This is a genomic window from Oceanobacillus piezotolerans (assembly GCF_003665065.1).
GTDB lineage: Bacteria > Bacillota > Bacilli > Bacillales > Amphibacillaceae > Oceanobacillus > Oceanobacillus piezotolerans.
On sequence record NZ_RCHR01000004.1, the window covers coordinates 170,971 to 196,239 of the forward strand.

25 protein-coding genes are annotated in these 25,269 nt (G+C 38.4%); 7 read left to right on the plus strand and 18 right to left on the minus strand.

The genetic code is table 11. The features are described 5' to 3' along the window. Nucleotides 1-15: 15 nt before the first annotated feature. Entirely contained in the window at nucleotides 16-786 is a 771-nt protein-coding gene (locus tag D8M04_RS12490) for an ABC transporter permease subunit (protein ID WP_121523480.1), read from the minus strand. 16 nt (nucleotides 787-802) lie between these two features. Further along, nucleotides 803-1,765, minus strand: a complete 963-nt coding sequence (locus D8M04_RS12495; RefSeq protein ID WP_246001234.1) for a sulfonate ABC transporter substrate-binding protein — start codon at nucleotides 1,763-1,765, stop codon at nucleotides 803-805. A 151-nt stretch (nucleotides 1,766-1,916) separates the two neighbouring features. Here D8M04_RS12495 and D8M04_RS12500 point away from each other — a divergent pair, with 151 nt between their 5' ends. Together D8M04_RS12500 and D8M04_RS12505 are read left to right on the plus strand one after the other, a co-directional pair. After that, a complete protein-coding gene (locus D8M04_RS12500) occupies nucleotides 1,917-2,420 on the plus strand; it encodes a DUF3231 family protein (protein WP_121523482.1) in 504 nt (167 codons plus the stop codon). A gap of 37 nt (nucleotides 2,421-2,457) precedes the next feature. Next, nucleotides 2,458-3,675, plus strand: a complete 1,218-nt coding sequence (locus D8M04_RS12505; RefSeq protein WP_121523943.1) for an MFS transporter — start codon at nucleotides 2,458-2,460, stop codon at nucleotides 3,673-3,675. 7 nt (nucleotides 3,676-3,682) lie between these two features. On the opposite strand, the gene D8M04_RS12510 is transcribed toward D8M04_RS12505, so the two are convergent. The 7 genes from D8M04_RS12510 to D8M04_RS12540 all read right to left on the minus strand — a co-directional run bounded on the left by D8M04_RS12510 (nucleotide 3,683) and on the right by D8M04_RS12540 (nucleotide 9,682). Then, nucleotides 3,683-4,294 carry a YitT family protein gene (locus D8M04_RS12510; protein ID WP_246001235.1) on the minus strand — a complete coding sequence of 204 codons (612 nt, stop codon included), beginning with the start codon at nucleotides 4,292-4,294 and terminating at the stop codon, nucleotides 3,683-3,685. A gap of 164 nt (nucleotides 4,295-4,458) precedes the next feature. Continuing rightward, nucleotides 4,459-5,931 (minus strand): aldehyde dehydrogenase, encoded by a 1,473-nt coding sequence (locus D8M04_RS12515; RefSeq protein ID WP_121523484.1) that lies wholly within the window; start codon nucleotides 5,929-5,931, stop codon nucleotides 4,459-4,461. A gap of 1 nt (nucleotide 5,932) precedes the next feature. Beyond that, the gene (locus tag D8M04_RS12520) at nucleotides 5,933-6,127 is read right to left on the minus strand and encodes a 2-hydroxymuconate tautomerase (protein ID WP_121523486.1); all 195 of its coding nucleotides are present in this window, start codon (nucleotides 6,125-6,127) and stop codon (nucleotides 5,933-5,935) included. 24 nt (nucleotides 6,128-6,151) lie between these two features. Next, nucleotides 6,152-6,943, minus strand: coding sequence for a 2-keto-4-pentenoate hydratase (locus tag D8M04_RS12525; protein ID WP_121523488.1), 792 nt, complete (start codon nucleotides 6,941-6,943; stop codon nucleotides 6,152-6,154). A 19-nt stretch (nucleotides 6,944-6,962) separates the two neighbouring features. Further along, nucleotides 6,963-7,736, minus strand: a complete 774-nt coding sequence (locus D8M04_RS12530) for a 2-keto-4-pentenoate hydratase (RefSeq protein WP_121523490.1) — start codon at nucleotides 7,734-7,736, stop codon at nucleotides 6,963-6,965. Nucleotides 7,737-7,751: 15 nt separating this feature from the next. Next, entirely contained in the window at nucleotides 7,752-8,771 is a 1,020-nt protein-coding gene (gene dmpG, locus D8M04_RS12535) for a 4-hydroxy-2-oxovalerate aldolase (protein ID WP_121523492.1), read from the minus strand. Then, the gene (locus D8M04_RS12540) at nucleotides 8,768-9,682 is read right to left on the minus strand and encodes an acetaldehyde dehydrogenase (acetylating) (RefSeq protein WP_121523494.1); all 915 of its coding nucleotides are present in this window, start codon (nucleotides 9,680-9,682) and stop codon (nucleotides 8,768-8,770) included. Before D8M04_RS12540 ends, dmpG begins: the two co-directional genes overlap by 4 nt. Nucleotides 9,683-10,019: 337 nt before the next feature. Between D8M04_RS12540 and D8M04_RS12545 the strand changes: the two genes are divergently transcribed. Then, nucleotides 10,020-10,796: an IclR family transcriptional regulator gene (locus D8M04_RS12545; RefSeq protein WP_121523496.1), complete on the plus strand. Its 777-nt coding sequence runs from the start codon at nucleotides 10,020-10,022 to the stop codon at nucleotides 10,794-10,796. Nucleotides 10,797-10,903: 107 nt separating this feature from the next. Here D8M04_RS12545 and D8M04_RS12550 read toward each other — a convergent pair whose 3' ends face one another. The 4 genes from D8M04_RS12550 to D8M04_RS12565 form a co-directional block, all read right to left on the minus strand. Then, nucleotides 10,904-11,887 carry a catechol 2,3-dioxygenase gene (locus D8M04_RS12550; RefSeq protein WP_121523498.1) on the minus strand — a complete coding sequence of 328 codons (984 nt, stop codon included), beginning with the start codon at nucleotides 11,885-11,887 and terminating at the stop codon, nucleotides 10,904-10,906. A gap of 143 nt (nucleotides 11,888-12,030) precedes the next feature. Then, on the minus strand, nucleotides 12,031-12,510 hold the full coding sequence (locus D8M04_RS12555; RefSeq protein ID WP_121523500.1) for a flavin reductase family protein: 480 nt from the start codon (nucleotides 12,508-12,510) through the stop codon (nucleotides 12,031-12,033). Nucleotides 12,511-12,532: 22 nt separating this feature from the next. After that, nucleotides 12,533-14,038 carry a 4-hydroxyphenylacetate 3-hydroxylase family protein gene (locus D8M04_RS12560; RefSeq protein ID WP_121523502.1) on the minus strand — a complete coding sequence of 502 codons (1,506 nt, stop codon included), beginning with the start codon at nucleotides 14,036-14,038 and terminating at the stop codon, nucleotides 12,533-12,535. A 169-nt stretch (nucleotides 14,039-14,207) separates the two neighbouring features. Further along, entirely contained in the window at nucleotides 14,208-16,097 is a 1,890-nt protein-coding gene (locus D8M04_RS12565; protein ID WP_121523504.1) for a XylR N-terminal domain-containing protein, read from the minus strand. Nucleotides 16,098-16,819: 722 nt separating this feature from the next. On the opposite strand from D8M04_RS12565, the gene D8M04_RS12570 reads away from it, so the two are divergent. After that, nucleotides 16,820-17,113 carry a hypothetical protein gene (locus D8M04_RS12570; protein ID WP_121523506.1) on the plus strand — a complete coding sequence of 98 codons (294 nt, stop codon included), beginning with the start codon at nucleotides 16,820-16,822 and terminating at the stop codon, nucleotides 17,111-17,113. A gap of 94 nt (nucleotides 17,114-17,207) precedes the next feature. On the opposite strand, the gene D8M04_RS12575 is transcribed toward D8M04_RS12570, so the two are convergent. Beyond that, nucleotides 17,208-17,597: an FAS1-like dehydratase domain-containing protein gene (locus D8M04_RS12575; RefSeq protein ID WP_121523508.1), complete on the minus strand. Its 390-nt coding sequence runs from the start codon at nucleotides 17,595-17,597 to the stop codon at nucleotides 17,208-17,210. Nucleotides 17,598-17,853: 256 nt separating this feature from the next. On the opposite strand from D8M04_RS12575, the gene D8M04_RS12580 reads away from it, so the two are divergent. After that, the gene (locus D8M04_RS12580; RefSeq protein WP_121523947.1) at nucleotides 17,854-18,573 is read left to right on the plus strand and encodes a YebC/PmpR family DNA-binding transcriptional regulator; all 720 of its coding nucleotides are present in this window, start codon (nucleotides 17,854-17,856) and stop codon (nucleotides 18,571-18,573) included. 350 nt (nucleotides 18,574-18,923) lie between these two features. On the opposite strand, the gene D8M04_RS12585 is transcribed toward D8M04_RS12580, so the two are convergent. Genes D8M04_RS12585 through D8M04_RS12595 form a run of 3 tightly spaced genes read right to left on the minus strand, consistent with a single transcriptional unit; the run spans nucleotide 18,924 to nucleotide 20,806 of the window. After that, nucleotides 18,924-19,496, minus strand: coding sequence for a TetR/AcrR family transcriptional regulator (locus tag D8M04_RS12585; RefSeq protein ID WP_121523510.1), 573 nt, complete (start codon nucleotides 19,494-19,496; stop codon nucleotides 18,924-18,926). Then, entirely contained in the window at nucleotides 19,486-20,220 is a 735-nt protein-coding gene (locus tag D8M04_RS12590; RefSeq protein WP_121523512.1) for an MBL fold metallo-hydrolase, read from the minus strand. The genes D8M04_RS12585 and D8M04_RS12590 overlap by 11 nt, the downstream gene beginning before the upstream one ends. Before the next feature lie 34 nt (nucleotides 20,221-20,254). Beyond that, on the minus strand, nucleotides 20,255-20,806 hold the full coding sequence (locus D8M04_RS12595; RefSeq protein WP_121523514.1) for a permease: 552 nt from the start codon (nucleotides 20,804-20,806) through the stop codon (nucleotides 20,255-20,257). 296 nt (nucleotides 20,807-21,102) lie between these two features. On the opposite strand from D8M04_RS12595, the gene D8M04_RS12600 reads away from it, so the two are divergent. Further along, a complete protein-coding gene (locus tag D8M04_RS12600) occupies nucleotides 21,103-22,641 on the plus strand; it encodes an AbgT family transporter (protein WP_121523516.1) in 1,539 nt (512 codons plus the stop codon). A gap of 420 nt (nucleotides 22,642-23,061) precedes the next feature. Here D8M04_RS12600 and D8M04_RS12605 read toward each other — a convergent pair whose 3' ends face one another. Further along, complete coding sequence (locus tag D8M04_RS12605) at nucleotides 23,062-24,225, minus strand: pyridoxal phosphate-dependent aminotransferase (protein ID WP_121523518.1); 1,164 nt, start codon at nucleotides 24,223-24,225, stop codon at nucleotides 23,062-23,064. Nucleotides 24,226-24,314: 89 nt separating this feature from the next. Between D8M04_RS12605 and D8M04_RS12610 the strand changes: the two genes are divergently transcribed. Continuing rightward, complete coding sequence (locus D8M04_RS12610) at nucleotides 24,315-25,094, plus strand: carbon-nitrogen family hydrolase (RefSeq protein WP_121523520.1); 780 nt, start codon at nucleotides 24,315-24,317, stop codon at nucleotides 25,092-25,094. Nucleotides 25,095-25,269 lie beyond the last annotated feature (175 nt).

The following is a 25,269-nucleotide window of genomic DNA, read 5'->3' on the forward strand; positions in this document are numbered from 1 at the left end:
ACCAATCAACCTTAACTAACTATTCCATTTTAATAACTTTCTCTCAAAATACCTGGCTATTACATCAGACAGCTTCCCAAACAGTGCATAAATAACAATACTTAATACAATGACATCCATTTGCATAAATTCTCTCGCATTCATTGCCATATAGCCGATGCCCGACTGTGCAGAAATCGTTTCTGCAACAATGAGTGTCAACCACATAACTCCTAATGAAAATCGAATTCCCACTAATATAGATGACATCGCACCAGGTAAAATCACATGCCAAAATAATGCTTTACCTTTCAATCCATAGGCTTTACCCATTTCAATTAAGTTCTTTTCAACTGATTTAATCCCATGATATGTGTTGATATAGACAGGAAATAAAACCCCTAGCGCTACTAGAAAAATTTTGGATGTTTCTCCAATTCCAAACCATAATATGACAAGGGGAATCAATGCTAAATGTGGAATATTACGCAACATTTGAATCGATGTATCAAAAAACAGGTCAGCAAAGCGAAAAATTCCGTTAAAGAGGCCGAATAGAAACCCAATGACACCCCCAATTAAAAACCCTACTAACGCTCTGCTTAAACTAATGGAAATATGATCATATAGTTCCCCAGTAACCATCAGTCCGACAGCAGCTTCCACAATCTGTGATGGGGCAGGCAGTATTCTTTCAGGTATGGCCCCTGTCCAGGAAAGGATTTGCCATCCAATGATTAGTAAGAGAGGGATAAACCATGGCAACAATGTTTCAAGTGAACCTTTTCCCTTTACGCTCCATTTCATATGAAGTACCTCTTTCCTATTTTTCTAACATGACTTCCTTTACATCCAGTTCTTTCGGTATGATTTCCAATTGGTAAAATACATCAGCAATTTCCTGTTGTTCGTTTATAATCTCTTCCGTTATCTCTTCTATCCCATAAACACGTCGTTTCACTGATTTTTCAATCGAGGCTTCGTCAATATTTAGTATCGGGCTTAACATGTCGACGAGTTCCTCATGATGTGAATTAGCCCAGTCTGAAGAATTTTCAATTTCTTCCAAAATAATGTCTACCATATCAGGATGGTTCTCTGCAAAATCAATTGTCGCAACAAAGAAATCCCTGTCTGTCGTTAATCCTTCGCCGCTGACAAGCAGTTTCCCATCTGAATGCAGCTCTGTGGAAGCTGTAAATGGATCCCACACTGCCATGGCATCAATCGTACCTTGTTCAAATGCAACTCTTGCATCACCCGGAGTGAGAAATGCAGGTTCAATATCCGTATAGTGAAGACCAGCTTTCTCCAAGGCTTTCACAATTAAATAATGAGAACTGGATCCTTTTGAAAAACCTACCGTCTTATTTTTTAAGTCTTTTAATTCCTTTATATCCGAATCGTTTGGAACCAGGATGCCGCTCCCTTCATATTTCGAGAACCCGACTCCCACATAAGTAAAAGGCGTATCCGCTGCTTGAGCAAATATTGGTGGTGTATTCCCTGTCCTGCCAAAATCAATGCTTCCTGCGTTCAATGCTTCCACTAATAATGGACCAGCCTGAAATTCTTTCCATTCTACAGAATAGCCCAGCGATTCCATTCGTTCATCCAACGTACCAAGCGATTTCAAGATGACTAATGGTCCATTTTTCTGATATCCAATTGTGATAACTTTCTCCTCCTGAGAATCAGATGAAACAGCACTACTATTCATATTGCAACCAGTGACAAAAACGACTGTCATGAATAGTGCAAGAAGTAATCCAAGTTTCTTATACATGTTGTAATCCTCCCTGTTGGTTTGTTTTTACCCCTGATGTTAGCCTATGTATGAATGAAGCTCAGGTTCCTGTCCTAGATTAATTTGTTATTTATTTTGGAATAAACTCTTGTTTATCAGGAAAACTAAACAGGCAATAAGGAGGGATTTTATGGGCAATTTAAATCAAAAACAACAACAAGAGGAACCTTTTCATTCTGGTGAGGTTTATCATCTTTGGTCTTATTTGTTTCAAATAAAAGGGATTTTAGTGACCATGCAAGTGCTTATTAACCACACCGGTGACCATGATTTAAGAACATTATTAGAAGATCTGATGGAGAGCTGCTTCACTCAGGAGGAACAGCAAGTCGAGGCTATTTTAAAAGAGGCAGGTATTCGTTTGCCTCCCGCTCCACCCGATAGGCCAAATGTGAATGTAGAAGATATTCCGGCAGGTGCACGCTTTAATGACCCAGAAATATTTGTGCTTGTTCAGAAGGAGTTAATGACAGGGAGAGTGCTTTGCAGCTATATTAATGGCCTTTCTATTCATGGGGATATTCGGTCTCTATTTAGTGAGTTTCAATCCCAAAGAGAAGAATATGAACAAAAATTATTAGATATAGCAAAACAAAAAGGCTGGATTGTTTCACCACCTATTAACGTAAAATAGAGAGGAGTGTACAGCTGTGAAAAAGAAAAACAAAGGGATGATTATTGCTGCAATTGGGTCCATCCCGCTTATGATGACACTGGGAAATTCTATGTTAATTCCCATTTTGCCAAAGATGAAATCTTCTCTAGATCTTTCCCAATTTCAAGTAAGTATGACGATTACGGTATTTTCTATAGCAGCTGCTATTTTCATCCCAATTGTAGGCTACCTTTCTGACCGTTTTTCACGTAAGATAGTCATCATTCCTTCTTTATTATTATTTGGTGCTGGAGCATTACTCGCTGGATTAGGTGCTGCATTTTTCTCCAACTCTTATGTTTGGATTATTATTGGAAGGATTTTGCAGGGAATTGGTGCTGCTGGTACAGCTCCCATTGCGATGGCGTTGATTGGAGACTTATTTAAAGGAGGGGAACAAAGCAGAGTTCTTGGGATTTTCGAAGCTTCTAATGGGTTGGGGAAAGTATTATCCCCTATCCTTGGTTCTTTACTCGCGTTAATTGTTTGGTATGCTGCTTTCTTTTCATTTCCGATCATTAGTCTTATTTCTGTAATCTTGGTTTGGATTTTTGTGAAAGAAAAAGACAACCGTCAAGCACCTCCACCATTTCGGAAATATGTAAAGGGCCTCTTAAGTGTCTTTAAACATGAAGGGAGATGGCTATTTACTGTCTATTTAGCTGGAGGAGTCTGTCTCTTTACCCTCTTTGGAATTCTCTTTTACTTGTCAGACGTACTAGAGACAAAATATAACATAAATGGTGTGCCTAAAGGTCTCATTCTCGCTATTCCATTATTAGTCATGGTAACTACTTCTTATATTACTGGAAGTAGAATAGGAAAGAACTTAGAGAAAATGAAAAGGTTGTCTTTAATCGGATTGGCATTTATGACCATATCGTATAGTTCTCTAGTTTTATTCGAAAAACTGATTCCTTTTTTGATTGTCCTGGCTTTAAGCAGTGTAGGTGCAGGGCTTGTTTTACCATGTGTGAATAGTTTAATCACTGGTTCTGTAAGCAAGGAACGCAGAGGTTTCGTTTCCTCTTTGTATGGGTCTGTCCGCTTTATTGGTGTAGCATTAGGTCCACCTATATTTACTCGTTTAATGGACTGGTCAAGAACCGGAATGTTTTTATCGATTGCATCTTTAACATTTCTTGTTGGTCTCCTCGTATTATTATTACTGCATGTAAAAGGAAAAGATGGAAAAAAACATAAGAAAAAGGGAATTCAATACAAGTATCTGTAATGATTGTTTATGGTTTCTTCCTCCAGTTAAGGCTATAGGATTGTTGAAAGGATACCTGGCAAACTAAATCAACCACTACGGTAGAAATCCATTGACTAATAAGGGCAAGAAATATTAATTTCCAGTCAACAATAACTGCTGTGAACATAAAGATAATAATATTTATCAGAAATAAAGGCCGTCCAGGCAGAATCTTTCTTCGAGTGGAAATAATCAGGGCTACAACTCCAATTCCACCATTAGAAACACCTTGGCGCAATAGTAATCCTATTCCAGTTCCTAAAAACACAGAGCCAAAAATAAGATCGTATAATAAATTTCTGTTTGGAATAGAGAATTGTTCAAAAAAAACAACAGAAAGTGATGTCATGGTTATGGCAATAACCGTCCAAATGGCAAACCTTTTACCCAAATAATGGATACCTACAAACAGCAATGTAAAATTTACAATCCAAAGTGCTTGTCCCATTCCAATATTAAACCAATGATTTAACAATACCGTTATGCCGCCAGCACCACCTGAAGGAATGGAATGAGGAAATAAAAACAGCCCCATTCCAAGTCCTTGAATAGCCCCTCCTGCCATAACTAGTCCATATTTTATTAGAATTTGCTTCAAATTAGTTCCCCCTCAAGTGGAACGGATTTCTTTCAGTGTATGCTATCTTATCTTATTCAAAGGGAATCCTAATCATGATTCTTTTTCGCCTTCAGACACTTTAAAGGAACGGAACTCATAAAAGAAGCAATCCACCTAATATATTTAGGAGAATTGCTTCTATATTATTTCAAGGCGATACAAATATTTTTCGCTTCTGTAAAGAATTCCATACTATGATGTCCGCCTTCTCTTCCTATACCACTCTTTTTAAACCCGCCAAACGGTGCACGAAGATCGCGAACAAACCAGCAGTTCACCCAAATAGTACCCGCTCGAACATGATGGGAAATACGATGTGCTCTTTGCAGATTCTCGGTCCAGACAACTCCATTTAATCCATAGTCCGTATCATTTGCAATTTGAAGTGCCTCTTCTTCTGTATCAAATGGAATCAGTGTCACCACCGGTCCAAAAATTTCTTCCTGACAGATTCGTGATTTTGGATTATTACTGATGTATACCGTGGGTTCAAGATAGAAACCTTTATATAAATACTCAGGAAGTTCTGGACGTTTACCACCGCAAACAAGCTCTGCCCCTTCCTCTTTCGCAATCTCTAGATAGCTTGTTACTTTATTATAGTGATCCTCACTTACTAATGGCCCCATATCTGTCCCTTTTTCCTGTGGATCTCCCACTTTTAGTGCCATAGCAGCTTCCTTAAATTTCTCAAGGAACTCATTAAAGATAGATCGTTGCACAAGAATTCTAGAACCAGCAAGACAAACTTGGCCAGAGTTCATGAACGCTGCACGAATGGAGCCCGGAACAGCCTTTTCAAGGTCAGCATCTTCAAATATAATGTTTGCTGCTTTCCCACCCAATTCAAAAGATACTTTTTTCAATGTGTCTGCACCGCTCTTTAGAATTCTTTTACCGGTAGCCGTCGAACCTGTGAAAGAAATTAAGTCCACTTCTGGATGTGTTGACAGTGCATTCCCTACAACACTGCCTTGACCTTGAACAACGTTTACCACTCCATCAGGAATTCCCGCCTCTTTCGCAATTTCACCAAGTAAGGAAACTGATAAAGGCGTATTTTCAGCTGGTTTAATAACAGCTGTATTCCCTCCTGCAAGACAAGGTCCTAGTTTCCACGTGGTTAACATAAATGGAACATTCCATGGTGTAATTAATGCAGCAACACCTACTGGTTCATATCTTGTGTAGTTGATATATTCTTCCCCCATTGGATAGGTTTCTCCACCTTGTTTTTCCACAAAGTCTGCAAAGAACCGAATATTATGTGCTGCACGTGCCACCTCATGACCTACAGTTGCTTCGTAGGGTTTACCTACATCCATTGCATCGTAACGCGCAATTTCTTCTTTTCTTTCTAAAATGATATCTGCCATTTTTCTCAGTTTGGCAGCACGTTCCTGTACAGTCATCCTTCTCCAAGGTCCATTTTCAAATGCATCTCTTGCGACTCTACATGCACGGTCCACATCCTCTTCTGTTGCTTCACTAACACGTGCAATAAGTTCTTGTGTGGCTGGATTCATTACATCAAATGTGTTCTTATTACTAGCTGGCACATATTCTCCATTAATATATAGGCCGATTTCTTTTACATCAGTTTTTACACTTGTCATGTTATTTTCCCCTCCGTTTTTTCACTGATTCCCCAGCAATCCCCCAATGTTCTGGTGGCATTTCATTAATCATGACGCGAACGCTTTCTTTAGGTGCATCAAAAACTTCTGAAGCCAAATCTGTTACTTCACGAATAAAACGCTCTTTTGTTTCTGGTGTTCTACCTTCTAAAATATTCACTTGGATAAATGGCATATTTTTCACCCCTGTACATTTATTTTATTCTGTAAAGATGGCACTAACGGAACCGATTCCATCAAAACTAGCAGTAAATTGGTCTTTCGGTGAGATTTCTATAGCAGCTGATAGAGAACCACTTAAAATTACTTCACCCGGTTTCAAACTCTTACCAACTCTATAAAGTTTATTTGCAAGCCAAGCAATGGCTCTTGCCGGATGTCCCATTACAGCCGCTCCGGCACCGGTTGCAACAACTTCGCCATTCTGTCTATAGACAAATCCCATCCGTTTTAAATCCACATCTTTAGGACTGTAAAAACGCTCCCCAATAATAAATCTGGAAGATGAGGAATTATCACTTACCGCATCTGCTAGAGTAAATTTATACCCATAAAATCTACTATCAATAATTTCAATAGCAGGAGCCACGAACTGTGTAGTATCTAGTACATCTGCTACGCTTACATGGGGACCGATTAACTCCTTATTTAATATAAAAGCAATCTCAGGTTCTGCTTTGGCATGGATAAAAGGAGCAATCGAGATTGGTTCTCCTTCATTTACTTGCATGCTTTCTAATAAAACGCCATAAGAAGGCTCATGAACCCCCATCATCTCTTGTTTTGCCTTACTTGTTAAACCTAATTTCCAGCCAACTCGCTTTGTATTCTCTTCTTTTTCCTTCATCTCTACTAATCTTTCTTGAACTTGATATGCTAATTCCTCATTTAATTCTGGATATTTTTCCACAAACTGGTTAACTGCGGTTCTACTCTTTTCTGCCTGTAATAACTCTTTTGCAATAATCTCCGCTACATCTGTTTTAATCATGATTTCACCTCGTTTACTATTACTTGAACGTCACACTAATAGAACCAATATGGTCAAACTCTGCTGTAAATGTGTCATGCTCCTCTATTTCTACTGCGCTTGTTAATGCACCAGATAACACTACTTCCCCAGCTTTTAGATAAACATCATATTTACTTAGCGAGTTTGCCAGCCAAGCTACGGAACGTAAAGGATTCCCTAAGACTGCAGCTCCAGCACCAGAATCGATCATATCGCCATTTTTATAAGCAACCATACCAATATGAGTTAAATCTATACCGTCCAATTTAGTTGGCGTGCCACCAATAACAGCTGCTGCTGAAGATCCATTATCTGCTACGGTATCTTCAAAATTGATTTGCCAATCTTGAATTCTACTATCAATTATCTCTATTGCTGGGGCGATATAATCTGTGGCCTCCAAAACATCCATTACTGTAATATTTGGTCCTTTCAAATCTTTCTTTAACTTAAAAGCAATCTCAAATTCTACCTTGGGCTGAATAAAATTTTTTAATTCAATTTCATCTCCATCAACATACATCATGTAGTCTAATAAATGTCCGTAATCTGGTTGTTCGACACCAAACATATTTTGTATTGCTTTACTCGTTGCTCCAATCTTCTTTCCAACTATAATTGCACCTTCATTAACCTTATGACGAACAAGCTCTAATTGCGTATAGTAGGCTTCTTCTACAGTCATTCCTGGATATGTTTCTGTTAACGGTGGGATAACCACTTTAGACTCTTCCGCTTGAAGTAACCTTGTTGCTGCTTCTAGTACGCTCATATACGCCCCTCCTTCTTACTTTATAACCTGATACTTTTTTTCTTTTGCTAGTTCAAGGGCTATATCTAAAATCCAATCCTCTTGACCAGCAATCGCTTGACGCCTGCCTAGCTCTTCCATAATTTCAGTTGGATTTAAGTGAAATTGTTTCGCTGCATGTCTTACATGCAATAAGAAACTGTTGTATACACCTGCGTATCCGCTAGACAAGTTATCACGGTCAATCACAATTGGAGCTGGAATAATCGGAGCAACCACTTCTTCTGCTAAATCCATTAATATAGATAAACTTATTCCTGTATCGATGTTCATCTTATTTAATGCAGCCACGATTACTTCTGTTGGAGCATTACCTGCACCAGCACCTAATGCCCTTACTGTTCCATCTAGCTGGTCTGCTCCAGCTTCTAATGCCGCAATCGTATTACCCACGGCTAAACCTAAATTATTATGAGCATGGAAACCGACTTCGATAGATAAAGCCTTCTTAAGAGCGGAAACTCTTTCCCTTACCCCTTGTGGCACAAGAGCTCCAGCAGAATCAACTACATATACACAATCTGCTCCATAGGATTCCATTAATTTTGCTTGTTCTACGAGTACTTCTGCTGGTTGTGTATGGGACATCATTAAGAATCCAACAGCCTCAATACCTAACTCTTTCGCTAAACGAATATACTGCTCGGTTACATCTGCTTCTGTACAATGAACAGCAACTCGAATCACTTTAATTCCAATTTCTACTGCTTCCTTTAATTCCTCACTCGTCCCAATTCCTGGTACAAATAATGAAGCAATTTTAGCATGCTCCGCTGTTTCAACAGCAGCTTTAATCAGTTCAACTTCTGGGGTTTTAGAAAATCCCTGTTGAATCGTAGAACCATTTAAACCTGCTCCATGGCTAACTTCAATTACCGGAACACCCGCCTTATCCAAACCACGTACAATCTCTCTTACTTGTTCTGCTGTGAAACTATAACTAATAGCGTGCGAGCCATCTCTTAATGTTGTGTCTGTTAGTCTAGGAATCTTCATTGCTGCACCTCCTCTTTTTGTAAGAAATGATTGGCATAAAGTTCCCCAACTCTTCTTGCCGATGCAGTCATAATATCCAAATTTCCAGCATAAGTAGGGAAAAAGTCTCCAGCACCTTCGACCTCATTCATAATGACAACTACTGGTAAACGTCCCCATGGGGTATCACGATAATCCACAATGGGTTCCCCTTTCAAACGATAACCTGGCACATATTCAGAAACATCTTGGATCATATCGGCAATCGATTTCTTAACCGCATCAAAGTCAAAATCCTTTTCCGTAATTGCAGCATAAACTGTATTCGTCATGATAATTGGTGGTTCAGCTGGGTTAAATACAGGGATGGCTCTTGCTTTTGTTGCGCCTCCTACTTGGATAAGTGAGTTTGCTGTTGTTCTCGTAAACTCATCCACATTCTGTCTTGTTCCAGGACCAATAGCACGACTAGCCACTGTTGCAATCATCTCCGCATAGTGAACTGGAACAACTCGTGAAACGGCATACACCAATGGTGTGGTTGCTTGCCCCGCACAAGAAACCATATTTACGTTTTTCGCTTCAATATGATCCATTAAATTAACAGGTGGTACCAAATAGGGTCCTACTGCTGCAGGGGTTAAATCAATAGCCATTTTCCCTGCTTCCCTTAATTGTTCAGCAGCTTGAACATGCGCTTTTGCACTCGTTGCATCAAAAACAATTTTTATATCTGGATCAGCTAAAATTCCCTTTATTCCTTCATGGCTTGCTGCAATTCCAGCTTCTTTTGCTCTTTGTAAGCCTTCTGATTCAGGATCAATACCAGCCACTAAGGCTATTTCCATCGCTCCATCATTCTTTAAAATTTTATACATCAGGTCTGTCCCGATATTTCCAGACCCTAAAATAGCCGCTTTTACTTTTGACACGTTCTCCACCTTCCTCTCAAATCATTACCTTCATCGTAGGATTTTGCATATATTCCATCAATATGACTGTCCCTGTATAGTGGACATCTTCTGAATATTTTTATATAATTAATAAACAAAGGCGCAAGCGCCCGTTTAGCGACGTACGGACTGGACTGAGCCGTAGGAGATAAAGGAAACACGACGACCAAAGGAAGTCGATGTTGACTTATCGTACGGAGGTGAGGGAAGTCTCGCTAGTCGCTGGGCGCTGGAGCCGGACGTGGCCTTTCCTGTATAAAGCAGATTTACTGTCAAATTTTTATACTTTCTTATTTAGCTGAAAAGGGGAAATAATATGGACCAAAGTAAACCAAACCAATTACTTTCTTCTGTCAATAATGCCATTCGAATATTACGCGCATTTTCTATGGATCAACCACAAAAAGGAGTGCGTGAACTCGGATCTGAATTAGGCATTGGAAAAAGCAGTGTGCAGCGAATTCTAGCAACTCTGTCTTCCCATGGCTTTGTACGGAAAAATAAAGAAACGAATAAGTATGAACTTGGTCTATCTGTTTTAGAATTAAGTTCCATCTTTTTGGAGCATATTGATCTTCACCAGGAAGCATTACCAGTTGTCACTAAGCTTGCACATACACATAAGGAAACCTCACACCTAGCCGTGTTAGAAGATAGTGATGTGGTTTACTTATGCAAAGTAGAAAGCAGTCACTCCTTAGAATTACGCTCCCATTCCGGACATCATAACCATATCCACTGTACAAGCTCTGGTAAGCTTTTACTTGCCCATAGCGACCGACACCTAGTAGATAAGGTAATGAGCGATAACCTTATGAAATTTACTTCTACTACGATTACCAATCAAGAGGCGCTCCAAAACGAATTAAATAAAATACTTAAGCAAGGATATTCTGTAAGTAAAGGCGAATACCGGAAAGATGTTACTTCTGTTTCCGCTCCGATTCGTGATCACTCAGGAAAGGTCATTGCTGCAGTTAATCTTGTAGGCCCAAGTGACCGTTTTACCAATCCCAGGATTCAATATTTTGCACGCGAATTAATTCGTGCGGGAGAATTAATATCCGAAAAACTCGGTTATTGGAAACGGTAAATGAGAAGATTTCTTTAAAAGAAAGTGTCTCTCTTTTAAAGAAATCTATTTTTTTACATATAAGATATTCGCCCAAAGACTTGACGATTGCCAAGTCTCCTAACCCATTATTTACTTTCGACAATTGCAGGTACGGTCACTGGAGTCCCTTGTGTCCACCAGGACTCAGGGAACTCTGTTCCAATCCAAGTATCCCCATACCCAGGTGTATCTTTCATTTCCCAAATAACCGGTTTCCAAGTAGGGTCCGTAATGATATATCCAGCATCACCGAATAACTCAATACGATTTCCACCCGGCTCATGGACATACATACAGAACGCTTGACTAATACCATGTTTATTTGGAGGTACCTCAATAAAAATATCATTGTCTTTTAAAAGATCTGCGATATCATAAAGATTTTGTGGAATTCCATACCAGTAACATAGATGGTGCAATTTACCAGGGATTCTATTTGGTTCTTGCATAAATGCAATTTCATGAACTAAGTTCGAAACACTTACCCAGCTTCCTAAAACATTTCCATTGTCTTGAATTTGCTCTCTTAGTCTAAATCCAAGAGTATCGATTAAAAAGTCCGTGTTTTTAGCCGTATCAGCGGTCATCAGATTAATATGATCTAAACGGCGTACAGGCACACCTCGATCTGGTCGCTTTACATTACGGTTAAGAAGTCTTGTTTTTTCTTCTACTTTTGGTTGATAATAATCCACGTCAAATAGTAATTCCATAGGATGTCCATCCGGAGTGGTGAATTGATAAGCAGCTCCATGGCCAATATCCCCTTCAATCCAGCCTTTGCCTAAACCGGTTGCCTTTACTGCTTCGACTCGACGTTCTAACGCCTGAGGAGAGATGGCCCGCCAAGCTACATGACCTAATCCAGCATCACTGGATTCCGTAATTTTTAGCGTATTTTGATATGTATCTTCATACGCTTTTAAATAGACAGATTGACCTTCACGGGCTGTGATATTCATCCCTAGAAATCTAGTAAAAAATTCTACACTTTCTTCTGGCTTAGGCGATAAAAGTTCCACATGCGCTAACTGAGCTAAATCAAAAATTGGTTCTTTAAACTCACTCATTACTAATTCCTCCCCGCATTTTAGTAATCGCTTTCAAATCTATAAGCTCTTAAAAGCTATTAAATATATCCTAATTTGATTTAAAACAGATTCATATACCTTTGTCCCTGTATAGTGTACGAATATAATAATTTTTCTAAAAATTAAACAGCTGATTTAGCCCTCTCTATAGAAGTATATTGTCCTTTGTAGAATAATAATGGATTTGAACACTCCTCAAGCTTAATGCCAATCACCTTTCCAATAAAGAGGCTATGGTCTCCCTCAATATGCTCATTGACCACTTCACAAGAAATTTGCGTATTAGCTCCTTCAATTACTGGTAAATCTGCTAATCTTTCGAATGAAATATCCCTGTCTTCTTTGATTTGTCCAGCAAATATCATGGATAATTCTTTTTGATCGTGAGATAGAATATTGACAGCGTACTTCTTACTTTTCCTGATTTTTTCCAACATACTAGCATTCTTTCCAATTGAAATCACCACAAGCTTCGGATCTAAGGAAACAGACATAAATGCATTCGCAGTCATCCCATGAATATTGCCATCTACTTCCGTTGTAATCACGTTCACACCGGTTGCAAATTTTCCCATTGCATTTCTAAATTGACGATCATCCATTTTTAACATCCTCCTAGAAAATTTATTGTCTTACTAATTCAGATGTATTTGCCCACGTTTCGTTCGTCCATCCATTCAGGTCATAATCAGCCAAAGCTGATTCTGCAAAAGCTTTATATGCATCTGCCGCTCCTGATGCTTCAGCCTGCTTCAATGCCTCAATCCGAATATTTTCCGTATTTCCAGCATAATTTATTTCATAAAGCTCATGACGCCCACCAAATTCGGAGCCAATCGCATCCCAGACCATTTTTAATAATTTAACGCGTTCTTCAGCAGAAATACCTGTTCCACGATAATATTTATCAATATGTGGCCTTAAATCTTCATTCAGAAAATCTTTCGAACTCGACGGCAATTGGATTAATCCGCCAGCAACTACCTGTTCAAAGATATTCTTTACTCTGACCCAAGTATTTGGTGCCAGTACGCGATAGGCGTTTGCAGCAACACTATTTGGAACAGCCACCCCATTCATTCCTGTATCAGGATCACTTGCCATTGCGGTTGTCAGACTCCACATCATATTACGCAGTGCCAATACCTCTCCAATATTGACCTGTACCCCTCTAAATTGATTCGTTCCTGCTCCCTCTGTCGCTTTAAGCAGTAATCCTGCCATAAAATTCAGTTTTACAGCTAATCGAGTTGCACCATGGAAGGAAAATCTATTTACAAATGCTGTTTGAGGCACAAAATTATTGGATACATCTACATTTTTATAAGCCAAAACATCTTCCCATGGAATGAATACATTATCCAATACAATCACGGCATCGTTTTCATCAAAGCGGCTTGAAAGCGGATAATCAAATGGTGTTCCATTCTTAGCAGCGTTTAATTCATAGGATTGGCGACTAATCATCTTCAAACCTGGGGCATTCATTGGAACAAAAAAGATAAGGGCATGACTTTGATCCCCGCCTCCTAAGTCTCTTGGTCCGTAGTTCGCAACAAAATTATAATTGGTTAATGGAGCAGATGTACCGACCATTTTCGCACCGCTTACCACAATACCGTCATCTCTTTCCTCAACCGCACGGACAAATACATCCTTATTTTCATGCAGTGGCTTGGAACGATCTACTTGTGGATTTATGATGGTATGGTTTACAAAAGGAACTTCTTTTGCTCCCTTTCTGTACCATGCCTTTGCATTATCCTCAAATCCTTTATAATAATCTGCATAACCATATAAGTGACCAATAAACGAAGCCTTATAATCAGGAGTGCGACCCATGAATCCATAGTTTAATTTAGACCATTCTGCAATTGCATCTCTTGTATGAAGTAAATCCTCTGAACTACTAGGCGTCTTAAAAAACCAATGCGTTTTATCTCCAAATTCGTTGACCGTTACCAGCTTTTTGCTCGCTTCTGAATCATGCAGCATATCATACATTCTTGCATAAGAACGCGCTGCATTGCGAAACGCTGGATGCGTGGTGACATCCTCGACTTTTTCCCCATTTACATAAACCTCTCTGCCATCTCTTAGGCTTTCTAAATACTCTTTACCTGTTAACATTATTCATCCTCCAATACTTTTAATGTTTGAATGTTATAACATTTCTTAAATCCATTGTATTTAAAAGCGCTTTCATAAACAACGACATGTTATGTTTAAATATTGTTAAAATTCAGCATAACTTGTTAGTTTATAAAAAAATGCCTCCAATTGAGGAGACATTTATCGATTAATATTCTATTAAATCTATTTTTCCAGTAGATATTAATGCTTGGATGGATAACAATAGTTTGTAAGATACTTCTGGATTCCTTAAATCCTGTTCCATTATCTTTTCAATTTTCCCGATTCTATACCGAAGTCCACTTAAAGATAATGCTAAGTCAGAGGCTGTTTGTTCTAAATTTCCACCATGAAGTAAGTAGACATACAACGTCTTAATTATTTCCAAATTTTTGGGGTCGTCTAAGTCATCGCCAAGAGGTTTTATCGTATAGATTGCAATTCTTTCTACTTCCTTTTGATTATTAGAATTAATCAAAGGACCTAAAATCCCTAAAGTTTGAAATTCTATAACATTATTGGATATCGTTGACATTCTCTTTGAAGTAAGTGCTTCGTGGTAACTATCAGCTGCTTTTTCGATTTCATCCGACTGCATACTGATTCCCGCGCGGAACGAAACAGATGGATAGATCTTAGTAAGATCATTTAAGTACTGTGAACAAGTGGCCCGAATACCTATTTCCGCTATCTCACTTTTTAAGAATAAGAGTACGAAATCATCGGCCAACTGCCCCAGAAGGACATTTATTCGTCGCTTTTGAAAATAAGTGGATGTCCTATTCATTACTTCTTTCAATAAAGTAAATTCTTCCTTATAATTTTGGTTAGGCATTTGTGCTTGAATGACTACGATGTAATAAGGCTGAAAAAGATCCAGGCCAATAAAGCTGCTTTGTCTAAGTATCTCTTCTTTTGTGTATTCTCCATTTAGAATCCGCTCCAAAAATCTCCCCTTCATTCGATCTTCTGCCTCGGTTTCTGTTTTCTTGTTTAATATATACAAAGCGCAAATAGAAGAGATTCGCTCAATAATCATTTGAAGGAATCTAATTTTATCTTCTGCTAACTCTTCCTTATACACAAACGAACAGTATCCGATTGTTTTTCCTTGAAGGAATACAGGGGTAGTAATTCTAGTATGATCCTCTAATTTTATTATTTTTGTACGATGGAATGTTTTTTTCATAGATTCCTTACATTGAACATATTGTAAAAACGAAAGATTAATATCCTCCAATATCCCTGATGGTAGTCCACCAGATGCAATAGGCTGCAATTCAGAACTTTCAATCAAGATTGCTGTATTCGTTAAATTGTATACAAATCCCATGATAGAATTTAAATTTTTCCCTTTTAGAATTTCCTCTGTTAATTTATTATGAATAATAGAAACGTTTTTTAGATGGTTTCTTTCTTCTAGTAATTTTTCATAGGTTAATTCCAACTCTTTTACAATCGGTTCTTCTTTGTAATATTTTAATTCATCATTCATGTCATTCGTCCAGTAATCTACTGTTCTTCCAACCCACTTACAAATCTTGTCGCCTTTTCCAACACAACAAACTTCCTTAAACAGTACAGTCTGATTACAAACCTTAGTAAGAAATCCATTGGCATACCCTACTAAGGTATCACACACTGGTTCATCAGATATTCCAAATTGTTCAATATGTTCCATCGCTTCATAGGAATTCTCCCATGTACCTTCTAAATACGTAGAGACTTTATTTCCATGCTTTTCAATTTTAATATCGTTAACCGTTGGAATAACATGCCCATACAACTGATGATAGACTGGTCCTTTTTTTATAATGGATTCAATTGTATCTCCTTTAAACTTTTTCAGGATAATTTTTGCATCTTTTTGCCCAAGATCAAATCCATAGCGCAGCAAGAAGCCCTTCACTCTCTCTTTTCCAATGTTCGAATATAGATCTTTCCTTAAAATACCGAATGAAGATGTTGGTACCATTATTGCTCTGTGATCCTCCGAATATATTAATCCATCATCAGAAAATCTTATATCACGTTCAAGCTGCAGGTATTTTTCCAAATAACCTTCACTCCTTTAGTAATATTCACTCATCATTAGTAATCGCTTTCATTTTATCGGTAATAAGAAACCAATTATTATCAATTGACTTTATTGCAATAAGTGGACAGCTGGAAGAACAGTAAAACTATATGAAATTTTTTATCCATTGTATCATGTTAAGCTTCTTCTAGCTCATATTAGACTCTTTTAAACTCCTGTGGCATGGGAACTCCCTATACCCGCCTATTTCGGGCTAACGGGATATAGTATATTCCATTGAGTTTAACCTCCTCTTTACTTTCAAGATCCCCATAGATGGCGCTTTCATTTATTGCAAACCGCAGGCCATTACTTGAATATTACAGTATTTCACCACATTATAAAAGACGGCTGTCCCTATATAAGGTACAACATTCAGAAATAATTGGAATTTTAATTTTGGAGGAGTCTAGTAAAGATTTTGATTAACTATTTTGTTGTTGGGATTTTACTTCCTCTATAACAATTCCTTTCTTCTATATCCTATCTTTTGCCATTTGTTCAAGAAGTTATTTTCCAAAACTCAATCTCTTAATTATTAAAATGAATCAATAGTAGTTCATTATAGCAAAAATCTTAGTGCATTAATTCCATCTCACTTAGGTAGGCGTTATCTCTATAGCTTGTTGCATGAAATAGAATGTTAAACCAAATACTAAACATACTATAAATAATGAAATACAAACAAAGGGATGATTAAATTGAACATTGATCTAGCAGTCATCACAGAAGAAATGCCTGATTTTCAGCATCATGAAGAAGCTCGCCAATGGTTTAAAGATAAGTTTAAGAATGATTTTTTAATTCGAAGCAGTGACACAATAGATGGCAGGAAAATTTTTTTCTATCACATTATTAAAAACCCACAAGTGTACCAAAAGTACATGGAAAGCTTTGCAAAACCGGTTAATCATGAAATAACCAATATGGAAACCTTTGAAAGCTATACAACCGTTGAAATAAGCGAAGATGGAGATGTGTCTATTTATTTATAATTTGACGAAGGTGATTTATTTATTGTTCAGCAGATAGGAAAATCAAACCTCCCTATCTGCATCCGTGCCAATGGAACATTAGATGATATCCTTTTTAATCTTGATTTGCTAATATCACTCCAGCAAAGGTTCCCCTTAGTACGGGTTTATCCTTCTGATTACTGCATAAAAAGGATGACGTAATCGCTGTTCTATTATTTTCCTGCTTTTCATATTGGTCAATTTTCACTTCACAAATGATGGTATCCCCCGTAAAAACAGGTCTTATAAATTCAAAATTCATCGTACGTGCCAGGACATTATGGTCTCCACCTACCTTCGTTGGCAAAGTGGCCGTTAATAACCCTTGAATAACAAGCCTTCCCTGCTCATCTGGAGTTTTATGATGAATCCCCTCATCACCTGAAATCTCTGTAAATAATTCGACATCTTTTACTGTAAACGTACGTTCAAATGTAATGATATCTCCTGTTTTTAAGGTCATATCCCTTCTCCTTTCCCTATTCCAAATGATGTTTACTTTTACATATTTCCCTTATTAGAATACAGATTTTTCACACTTATTTTAATTTTAACTTATAAACAGAAATTAATAAAATAAAGTCCATGTAATCAAATTTAATAAGCCTTGATTTCATAAGACTTCATATGTGGTGAAAATGGTTATTAAAAAAAACTGGAAAAATGACTATAAAAGTTTTATAGTTTTATTTAGACACACAGAAAGTGAGTGGACGAAAATGGGTCGTAAATGGAATAATATTAAGGATAAAAAAGCGTCAAAGGATAAGAATACAAGCCGAATCTATGCAAAATTCGGTCGAGAAATCTATGTTGCTGCCAAGCAAGGTGAGCCTGATCCCGAATCAAACCAGGCTTTAAAAGTAGTGCTCGAGCGAGCGAAAACGTATAGTGTACCAAAGCATATTATCGATCGCGCCATCGAGAAAGCAAAAGGTGGTTCAGAAGAGAATTATGATGAAAATCGTTATGAAGGCTTCGGACCAAACGGATCGATGGTCATTGTTGATACGTTAACCAATAATGTCAACCGGACTGCATCAGAGGTTCGTGCTGCTTTTGGTAAAAATGGCGGTAATATGGGTGTAAGTGGATCTGTTGCCTACATGTTTGATCATGTAGCTGTACTCGGTGTAGAAGGTAAAACAGAGGATGACGTGCTTGAACTGTTAATGGAAGCAGACGTTGACGTCCGCGATATCGCTGAAGAAGATGAATCCGTGATTGTTTACATGGAGCCAGACCAGTTCCATGAAGCACAAGAAGCATTCCAATCCATAGGAATTACCGAATTCACTGTTGCAGAAATAACGATGCTCGCACAAAATCATGTAGAACTTCCAGCATCAGATCTTGAACAATTTGAAAAAATGATTGACGCGTTAGAAGACTTAGAAGATGTCGGGCAAGTTTACCATAATGTTGATTTAGGGGAATAAAGTGAAACTTCACTTAGTGAAGGTTTTTTTCATTTCCCACTGAGGGTTAGCACCACAAGGGTATGACATGACCCAAAGGCCCTTAAACGAATCGGGCGTTTATTGGCTGTTAGTCCCACTCTTACAATTCTGGTATTCTACTTGGATTCTTGAAATGGGGTCTTACAGCCTGTTAACCTGCGATAAATAGATGGAGGCAAGCCTGAGTATAGGTTTGCCTCTTTTTAATTAACAGGTAGAAACCATGCGTAATCAGATTTTGTTCGACTTGAATATCCCAGCATTTACACACCTTTGAAATTACTAGCAGTACTAAAATCAATTTGTTGTCAACCTATATCCCAGTCTCTCTAGCAATACCCCGTTTCTTGCAGTCCATTTAAAAAGCTATTAATCGTTATATGAAGGCTCTCTTTAATGCTAATAGGAAGTTTAAACGCCTCTATTTGCTCTAATGTTACAAAGCCGTGCAAAATGCTGCGCAGACCTCGAACTGCATGGATTACAGCTTTCTCTTCCAGACCATAATCTCGAAGTACTTCGCTAATTAATGCGATGATGTTATTTCCTGTCTCCAGCTTAGAAGTATCGTTTGGATCTGGTGCGGTTAAAGTGAATCGGTATAATCCGGGATGCGACTCTGCAAAAGTTAAATAAGCATCTGCCATCGAATGCACTGCTTCCCCTTTTTGTTTTCCAATTACTGACCTATCCAACCGTTGGTAAAGCTCATTTAATCCATAGAGGGACAATTCGTTTCGCAATTCCTCCAGCCCGTTGATATGATTATAAAGGGAGGGTGAACGAACTGAAAATTTTTTAGCGAGTGCTGCAATGGTAAGTGCATCTATTCCTTCCTTATCTGCTATATCAATTGCTGTTTCCAATATCTTTTGTTTATCTAATCCTGCTCTATATGACATTTTTTCTCCCTTCTTTTTTGTTCATATTTCCTTCCGCTTGTTTAATGGCAACCTGCATGGAGCTTACAGGGTTATCTATCATTTTTCCATGTCCAATCGCCAATAAGCTTGGCTTCAAATCTAGGATCTTTTTCACGCTTTCTATTGCTAGTTCTTTGTTCCACGTGCCAAACGCTGGAAATGGGAAAGAAGGAACAATCTGGCCACATACTGCCATTCTCCCTTTTGTTTGCAAGGCATCTCCAGCAATAATTTGTTTACTATGCAAGTTAAAAAACGAAACGGAACCAGGTGTATGACCAGGTGTTGCGATTACTTGTAAGGAACCAATGCGCTCTCCTTCTTGGAGCAGGTAATCGGGCTTTGTTTTAACATTTTTGGGTATACCCCCTTTTATCGGGAGCTGGGCTTCTTGCGAATCTAACGTTTTATCACCCAATAATAAACGACTATCGCGTACAGAGATAGATACTGGCACATCAGGGAATGCCTGTTTTAAGTCATCAAGAGCGCCTACATGGTCACCATGCGCATGGGTTAAAACGATGTTTGTCAGTGGCTTTCCAATTTGCTTTATAGCCTTCATTATTCCTTTAAAACCGCTGGGCAGAGCTGCATCAATCAGCGTAAGGCCTGAACTTTCTTCCAGAAGGTAACAATTCACCGGAAAAATGCCTGGAAAGAAAGTAAGTTGATACAAATTCCCCTCTTTTGTAATCTTCAATATACCCACTCCTACATTCATATTAAATTTTAACTTAAATACTAAACACCAGTGAAGAAATGAGAATGACTGCAATGAAACCTCCTTGCATTATTCTCTGCTTTAAATTATATTTTTTTAATGTTAATGAATAACTAAAATAAAAAATAGCACCTACCAAAACAAGCAAACTCTCTAGTGCAATACTAGCCTTTGGGATACTCCACAAACTAAGACCGAGTAAAGGCAAGTTCAACATATTCCCGGCTAAAATAGGCATATCCTGAAGATGAACGATGACATCTAGTAGCCAGTGGCTAAATGTTAGGATACCAATAATCACCCCACCTTTACTTCCCCAAAAACGTTTTGAAATAAGCCCTGCCAAAACGGAAAGAATGATTGCTCCTACTAATGAATGTGAATAGTAAGCATGTATAACCGTCAATCCGCTCTCCTCTATTACTTCCATCGATTCCACGCCAATTAGTAAAAGTGGGAAAAATAAAATATCCATTAACTGCGTACTTATGAGCAATGACCATAATGGAAGCTGTGGAACCTTCCCCCTTACGATAGCCGCTAATCCGAAGTGACCCGCAAACATCTCATCCACTCCTTTTTTCCATAAACTAATGGCATTAGTTTCATTTTAACTAATACCATTAGTTTTGTATATAGCTTAATTGTAAATTTTCTGTTAATTAGGTATGGAGAGGTATTGTAATGACAAGGTTGGCTGTTTCTTTGCTTACCGAATATTTTAGTGTAATGTGGAACAGGTACCTCGTCTCTTTCGTTCGCAAAAAAGCTTAGGGAAAGTTTAGTACTCAAACAAAAATATAGACTTTTTTAATGGCTATCTATATACTTTGGAATAGAAATTTTTAAGAAGGTGACATCATGAATCATACAAAAAACAAAAAAACCATTCGATTTCTAAATGTAGTCGAGGAAAAAGGAAATAAATTACCAGATCCTGTTACTATTTTTATTCTATTTACTCTTATTGTTATTGCATTATCCCATATTCTTTATTTGATGGGCACAAGTGTGACGTTTGAAGGTGTAAACAATGAAACAATGGAAACAGAAATGCTTACCATCGAAGCAGTCAGTCTGCTAGTTCCTGAAGGTATTGCCTACATGTTTTCGAGCATTGTTTCTAATTTCACGTCATTTGTAGCACTTGGACCGGTATTAGTTGCGATGTTAGGTGTAGGTGTTGCGGAAAAAACAGGCTATATTAGCGCCTTAATGACCAATACTGTGACAAAGGCTCCCAAAAAATTTGTAACGCCTATCGTTGTCCTAATGGGAGTGTTATCGAATGTAGCTGCTTCTGTCGGCTATGTTGTGCTTGTACCGCTCGGAGCTATTATCTTTCTAGGCTTTAAACGGCACCCGCTGGCAGGTCTTTCAGCTGCTTTTGCGGGGGTTGCAGGGGGCTACTCTGCAAATTTATTCTTAGGTACCAATGATCCGATACTAAGTGGAATTTCTACAGAAGCTGCCCATATTCTAGATCCAAGTTATGTGGTCAATCCAACAGATAACTGGTTCTTTATGTTCGCTTCTACGTTCTTAATTGTTATTATTGGCACACTGATTACGGATAAGCTAATTGAGCCTAAGCTAGGTAAGTATGAACACCATGATCCCATCCAAAATCATAGCGGAATTTCCAGCATAGAAAAGAAAGGCTTAAAATGGGCAAATATTTCTCTTTTGCTTACCATCATTAGCATCGTATTGCTTGTCATTCCTGAAAATGCCCCGCTTCGTGGCGAAGATGGAAGTCTGATTGTTTCTCCTTTCATGAGCAGTATTATTTTTCTCATGATGCTGATCTTTTTAGTGCCTGGTACAGTTTATGGAATTGTTACAAAAGAAATTAAAAACGATAAAGATGTTGCCAATCTGATGACTTCTTCACTGGAGACAATGGCTGGGTTTATCGTCATGATATTCTTTGCAGCACAGTTTGTGGCATTTTTCAATTACACTAATTTGGGTACAATCCTTGCGGTAAAAGGTGCACGCGTGTTAGAGGCGATTCAATTAGAGGGTGCGCTTTTACTTGTCGCATTAATCCTGATTTCAGCAATCATCGACTTATTTATTGCTGCCGATTCAGCAAAGTGGGCGATCATGGCTCCTGTATTTGTACCAATGTTTATGCAAATGGGGATATCTCCCGAAGTAACCCAAGCGGCATACCGAATTGGTGATTCAGCAACAAATATCATTTCTCCTTTAATGCCATTCTTCCCGCTGATCGTTGCATTTGCTCAGCGTTACGGGAAAAATAATGGGGTCGGAACCGTCTTATCCTTGATGCTCCCGTACTCGATTGCTATACTGATTTGCTGGACCATCTTCTTTGTTATATGGTATTTACTAGGGATTCCGGTTGGTCCTGGTACGAGTTTAAATTACTAATGGTGAGAAAGACTTTTGCCCGTATGGGGCGACTTTTATGAATGAGGAGCAACTTTTAACGAATGTCGGGTAACTTTCACAAGACTTGGAGCAACTTTTAATGGACCCCGGGTAACTTTTATAAGATTTGGAGCAACTTTATTAAAGATGGGACAACTTCTAAGAAATACCGAGCATTTCAGGTAAAATTATATCCTATCTTTTAAAGTTGCTCCTTTTAATTTAATGTTGAGCGAACATCATCTAAAGTCGCTCCTTATTTTTTAAAGTTAAACGAGTTGATATCAAAATTGACCTAACTAAGGTAGAAGTCACTCTAAATTCTAAAAAGTTACTCCCCAAACTTCAAAGTTAACCCAACTATACAGAACTCCCTCAATGATCAGAGACAATCCATTCGTTTCCTAGATCATAAGAACATTAAAACAACCTAAGCTTCCCAATACGATTCACAGCTTCAATCAGACGCTCTTCCTCTACCAATAACCCAACCCTTACATACCCTTCTCCATGTGGACCAAATCCATTTCCCGGTGCTACCGCAACATCCACTTCTTTCAGTAAGTAATCAGCAAAATGCTCACTGTTGAATCCATCTGGTACTGGCAGCCAAGCAAAAAAGGACCCTTGAGAAGCTTTCACGTTCCAGCCAATATCATGGCATGCCTTTAAGAGTAAGTTCCTGCGGCGCTCATACATATTAACCAGTTCATCGACACAGCCTTGATCATCAGATAATGCAGCAATTGCCGCTCTTTGAATACCCGGAAATAAGCTGCAATATAAATGATCCTGAATGAGATTCAACGCTTCAATAATCACCGGATTTCCAACCGCAAAGCCGACACGCCAGCCTGCCATATTATATGTTTTTGATAAGGTGTACATTTCAATGCCCACATCTTTTGCACCTGGCGCTTCAAGAAAACTAACAGGTTTTTTCCCATCAAATCCTATCGCTCCATAGGCAAAATCATGGATTATCATTATTTCATGCTTTTTAGCAAAGGACACTGTTTCCTCAAAGAACGCATGATTAGCAACCGCCCCTGTCGGATTATTAGGATAGTTCAAATACATCAGCTTTGCAGCCTCCCTCTGGTCCATAGGGATGGCTTGAAAATCGGGAAGGAAACCATTCTCTTTTTTTAACGGGAATGTCTTATACTCCGCCCCAGCCAGAGCTGTTCCAGACAGATAATCGGGATAACCTGGGTCAGGTAATAGCATAAGCTCTCCAGGATTAAGCAGACACATTGGCAGTTCCACAAGGCCAGCTTTTGCACCGAAAAGGATGGCGACCTCTTTTTCTGGATTTACTTCCACACCATATTGCCTCTTATAGAAATCGGCAGCAGTCTCTTTTAATTCCGGAAGACCCCGAAATGGCGAGTATTTATGACTGTCTGGATCTTCCGCTGCTGTTTGCAATGCCTTCACAATGTGCTTTGGCGTAGGCTGATCTGGATTCCCCTGTCCCAAATTAATTACATCACGCCCCTCATTTACCGCCCTGCTTACTTTACTAACAAGGCTTGCGAAAAATTGCTCCGGTAATTCCTTTAAACGATTCGAATATTCCACAAGGTGGTCCCACCTTTCAACGAAATGAATTGCAATAATATTATAAATTCTATATCCTTTAAATAAATATGTCTAGAGGTGAGCGAATAATGAAAATTGCAATCGTGCAAATGGATATTATATTTGGCGAGCCAGAAAAGAACTTTGCACACGTTGAACAATATATTAAAGAAGCTGCAAAAGAGAACGTTGATGTTATTGTTTTACCAGAAATGTGGAATACAGGGTATGCCCTTGAACGACTGGATGAACTAGCAGATCAAAATGGCGAGAAGACACAAGACTTGATTAGTAGGCTAGCTCAAGTGCATCAAGTAAACATCGTTGCTGGATCTGTTTCCACAAAAAAAGAAGATGGATTTTACAATACCATGTACATTGCAAACCGAAACGGAGAGATTATCGCGGATTACGACAAAGCTCATTTGTTCAAGCTTATGGATGAGCACAAATATTTGAATCCTGGGCAGAAAATGAATGTCTTTGAAATAGACGGAATCAAGTGTGGTGGGATGATTTGCTATGATTTACGATTTCCTGAATGGACACGAAAACATACCCTAAGTGGAGCTCAGGTAATGTTTATCCCTGCAGAATGGCCCAAAGCACGTATTGATCATTGGAAAATTCTTCTCCAAGCGAGAGCAATTGAAAATCAATGTTTTATTGTAGCCGTGAATCGCGTTGGGGCCGACCCCAATAATGCGTTTAATGGTCATTCCATGGTAATTGCTCCTTGGGGAGATTTGCTTATATGCAACAAAACAGAAGAAGGAATTTTTTATACAGAACTAGATATAAATCAGGTTAGCCGTGTGCGGAAGGAAATTCCTGTTTATGAGGATCGTCGTGTGGATTTGTACAACTAAAGGAAAATACTATCATTTGTGATGAGCTATCACCAATGATCATTTTATAAAAACCTGCTTACTGAAAAAAAAGGATATACATCTAACTAGACTCTATATGTTCTTGTCATTATATCGAGAATCCCTAAATGCAACTGCTAGTAGAAAAAGCCTCTCGCTAAGATACAGCGAAAGG

Bases quoted from the DNA above. Each gene is read 5' to 3' on its own strand.
- D8M04_RS12490 (WP_121523480.1), bottom strand. From the start codon at position 786: ATGAAATGGAGCGTAAAGGGAAAAGGTTCACTTGAAACATTGTTGCCA.
- D8M04_RS12495 (WP_246001234.1), bottom strand. From the start codon at position 1,765: ATGTATAAGAAACTTGGATTACTTCTTGCACTATTCATGACAGTCGTT.
- D8M04_RS12500 (WP_121523482.1), top strand. From the start codon at position 1,917: ATGGGCAATTTAAATCAAAAACAACAACAAGAGGAACCTTTTCATTCT.
- D8M04_RS12505 (WP_121523943.1), top strand. From the start codon at position 2,458: ATGATTATTGCTGCAATTGGGTCCATCCCGCTTATGATGACACTGGGA.
- D8M04_RS12515 (WP_121523484.1), bottom strand. From the start codon at position 5,931: ATGACAAGTGTAAAAACTGATGTAAAAGAAATCGGCCTATATATTAAT.
- D8M04_RS12520 (WP_121523486.1), bottom strand. From the start codon at position 6,127: ATGCCATTTATCCAAGTGAATATTTTAGAAGGTAGAACACCAGAAACA.
- D8M04_RS12525 (WP_121523488.1), bottom strand. From the start codon at position 6,943: ATGATTAAAACAGATGTAGCGGAGATTATTGCAAAAGAGTTATTACAG.
- D8M04_RS12530 (WP_121523490.1), bottom strand. From the start codon at position 7,736: ATGAGCGTACTAGAAGCAGCAACAAGGTTACTTCAAGCGGAAGAGTCT.
- dmpG (WP_121523492.1), bottom strand. From the start codon at position 8,771: ATGAAGATTCCTAGACTAACAGACACAACATTAAGAGATGGCTCGCAC.
- D8M04_RS12545 (WP_121523496.1), top strand. From the start codon at position 10,020: ATGGACCAAAGTAAACCAAACCAATTACTTTCTTCTGTCAATAATGCC.
- D8M04_RS12550 (WP_121523498.1), bottom strand. From the start codon at position 11,887: ATGAGTGAGTTTAAAGAACCAATTTTTGATTTAGCTCAGTTAGCGCAT.
- D8M04_RS12555 (WP_121523500.1), bottom strand. From the start codon at position 12,510: ATGGATGATCGTCAATTTAGAAATGCAATGGGAAAATTTGCAACCGGT.
- D8M04_RS12560 (WP_121523502.1), bottom strand. From the start codon at position 14,038: ATGTTAACAGGTAAAGAGTATTTAGAAAGCCTAAGAGATGGCAGAGAG.
- D8M04_RS12575 (WP_121523508.1), bottom strand. From the start codon at position 17,597: ATGACCTTAAAAACAGGAGATATCATTACATTTGAACGTACGTTTACA.
- D8M04_RS12580 (WP_121523947.1), top strand. From the start codon at position 17,854: ATGGGTCGTAAATGGAATAATATTAAGGATAAAAAAGCGTCAAAGGAT.
- D8M04_RS12585 (WP_121523510.1), bottom strand. From the start codon at position 19,496: ATGTCATATAGAGCAGGATTAGATAAACAAAAGATATTGGAAACAGCA.
- D8M04_RS12595 (WP_121523514.1), bottom strand. From the start codon at position 20,806: ATGTTTGCGGGTCACTTCGGATTAGCGGCTATCGTAAGGGGGAAGGTT.
- D8M04_RS12600 (WP_121523516.1), top strand. From the start codon at position 21,103: ATGAATCATACAAAAAACAAAAAAACCATTCGATTTCTAAATGTAGTC.
- D8M04_RS12610 (WP_121523520.1), top strand. From the start codon at position 24,315: ATGAAAATTGCAATCGTGCAAATGGATATTATATTTGGCGAGCCAGAA.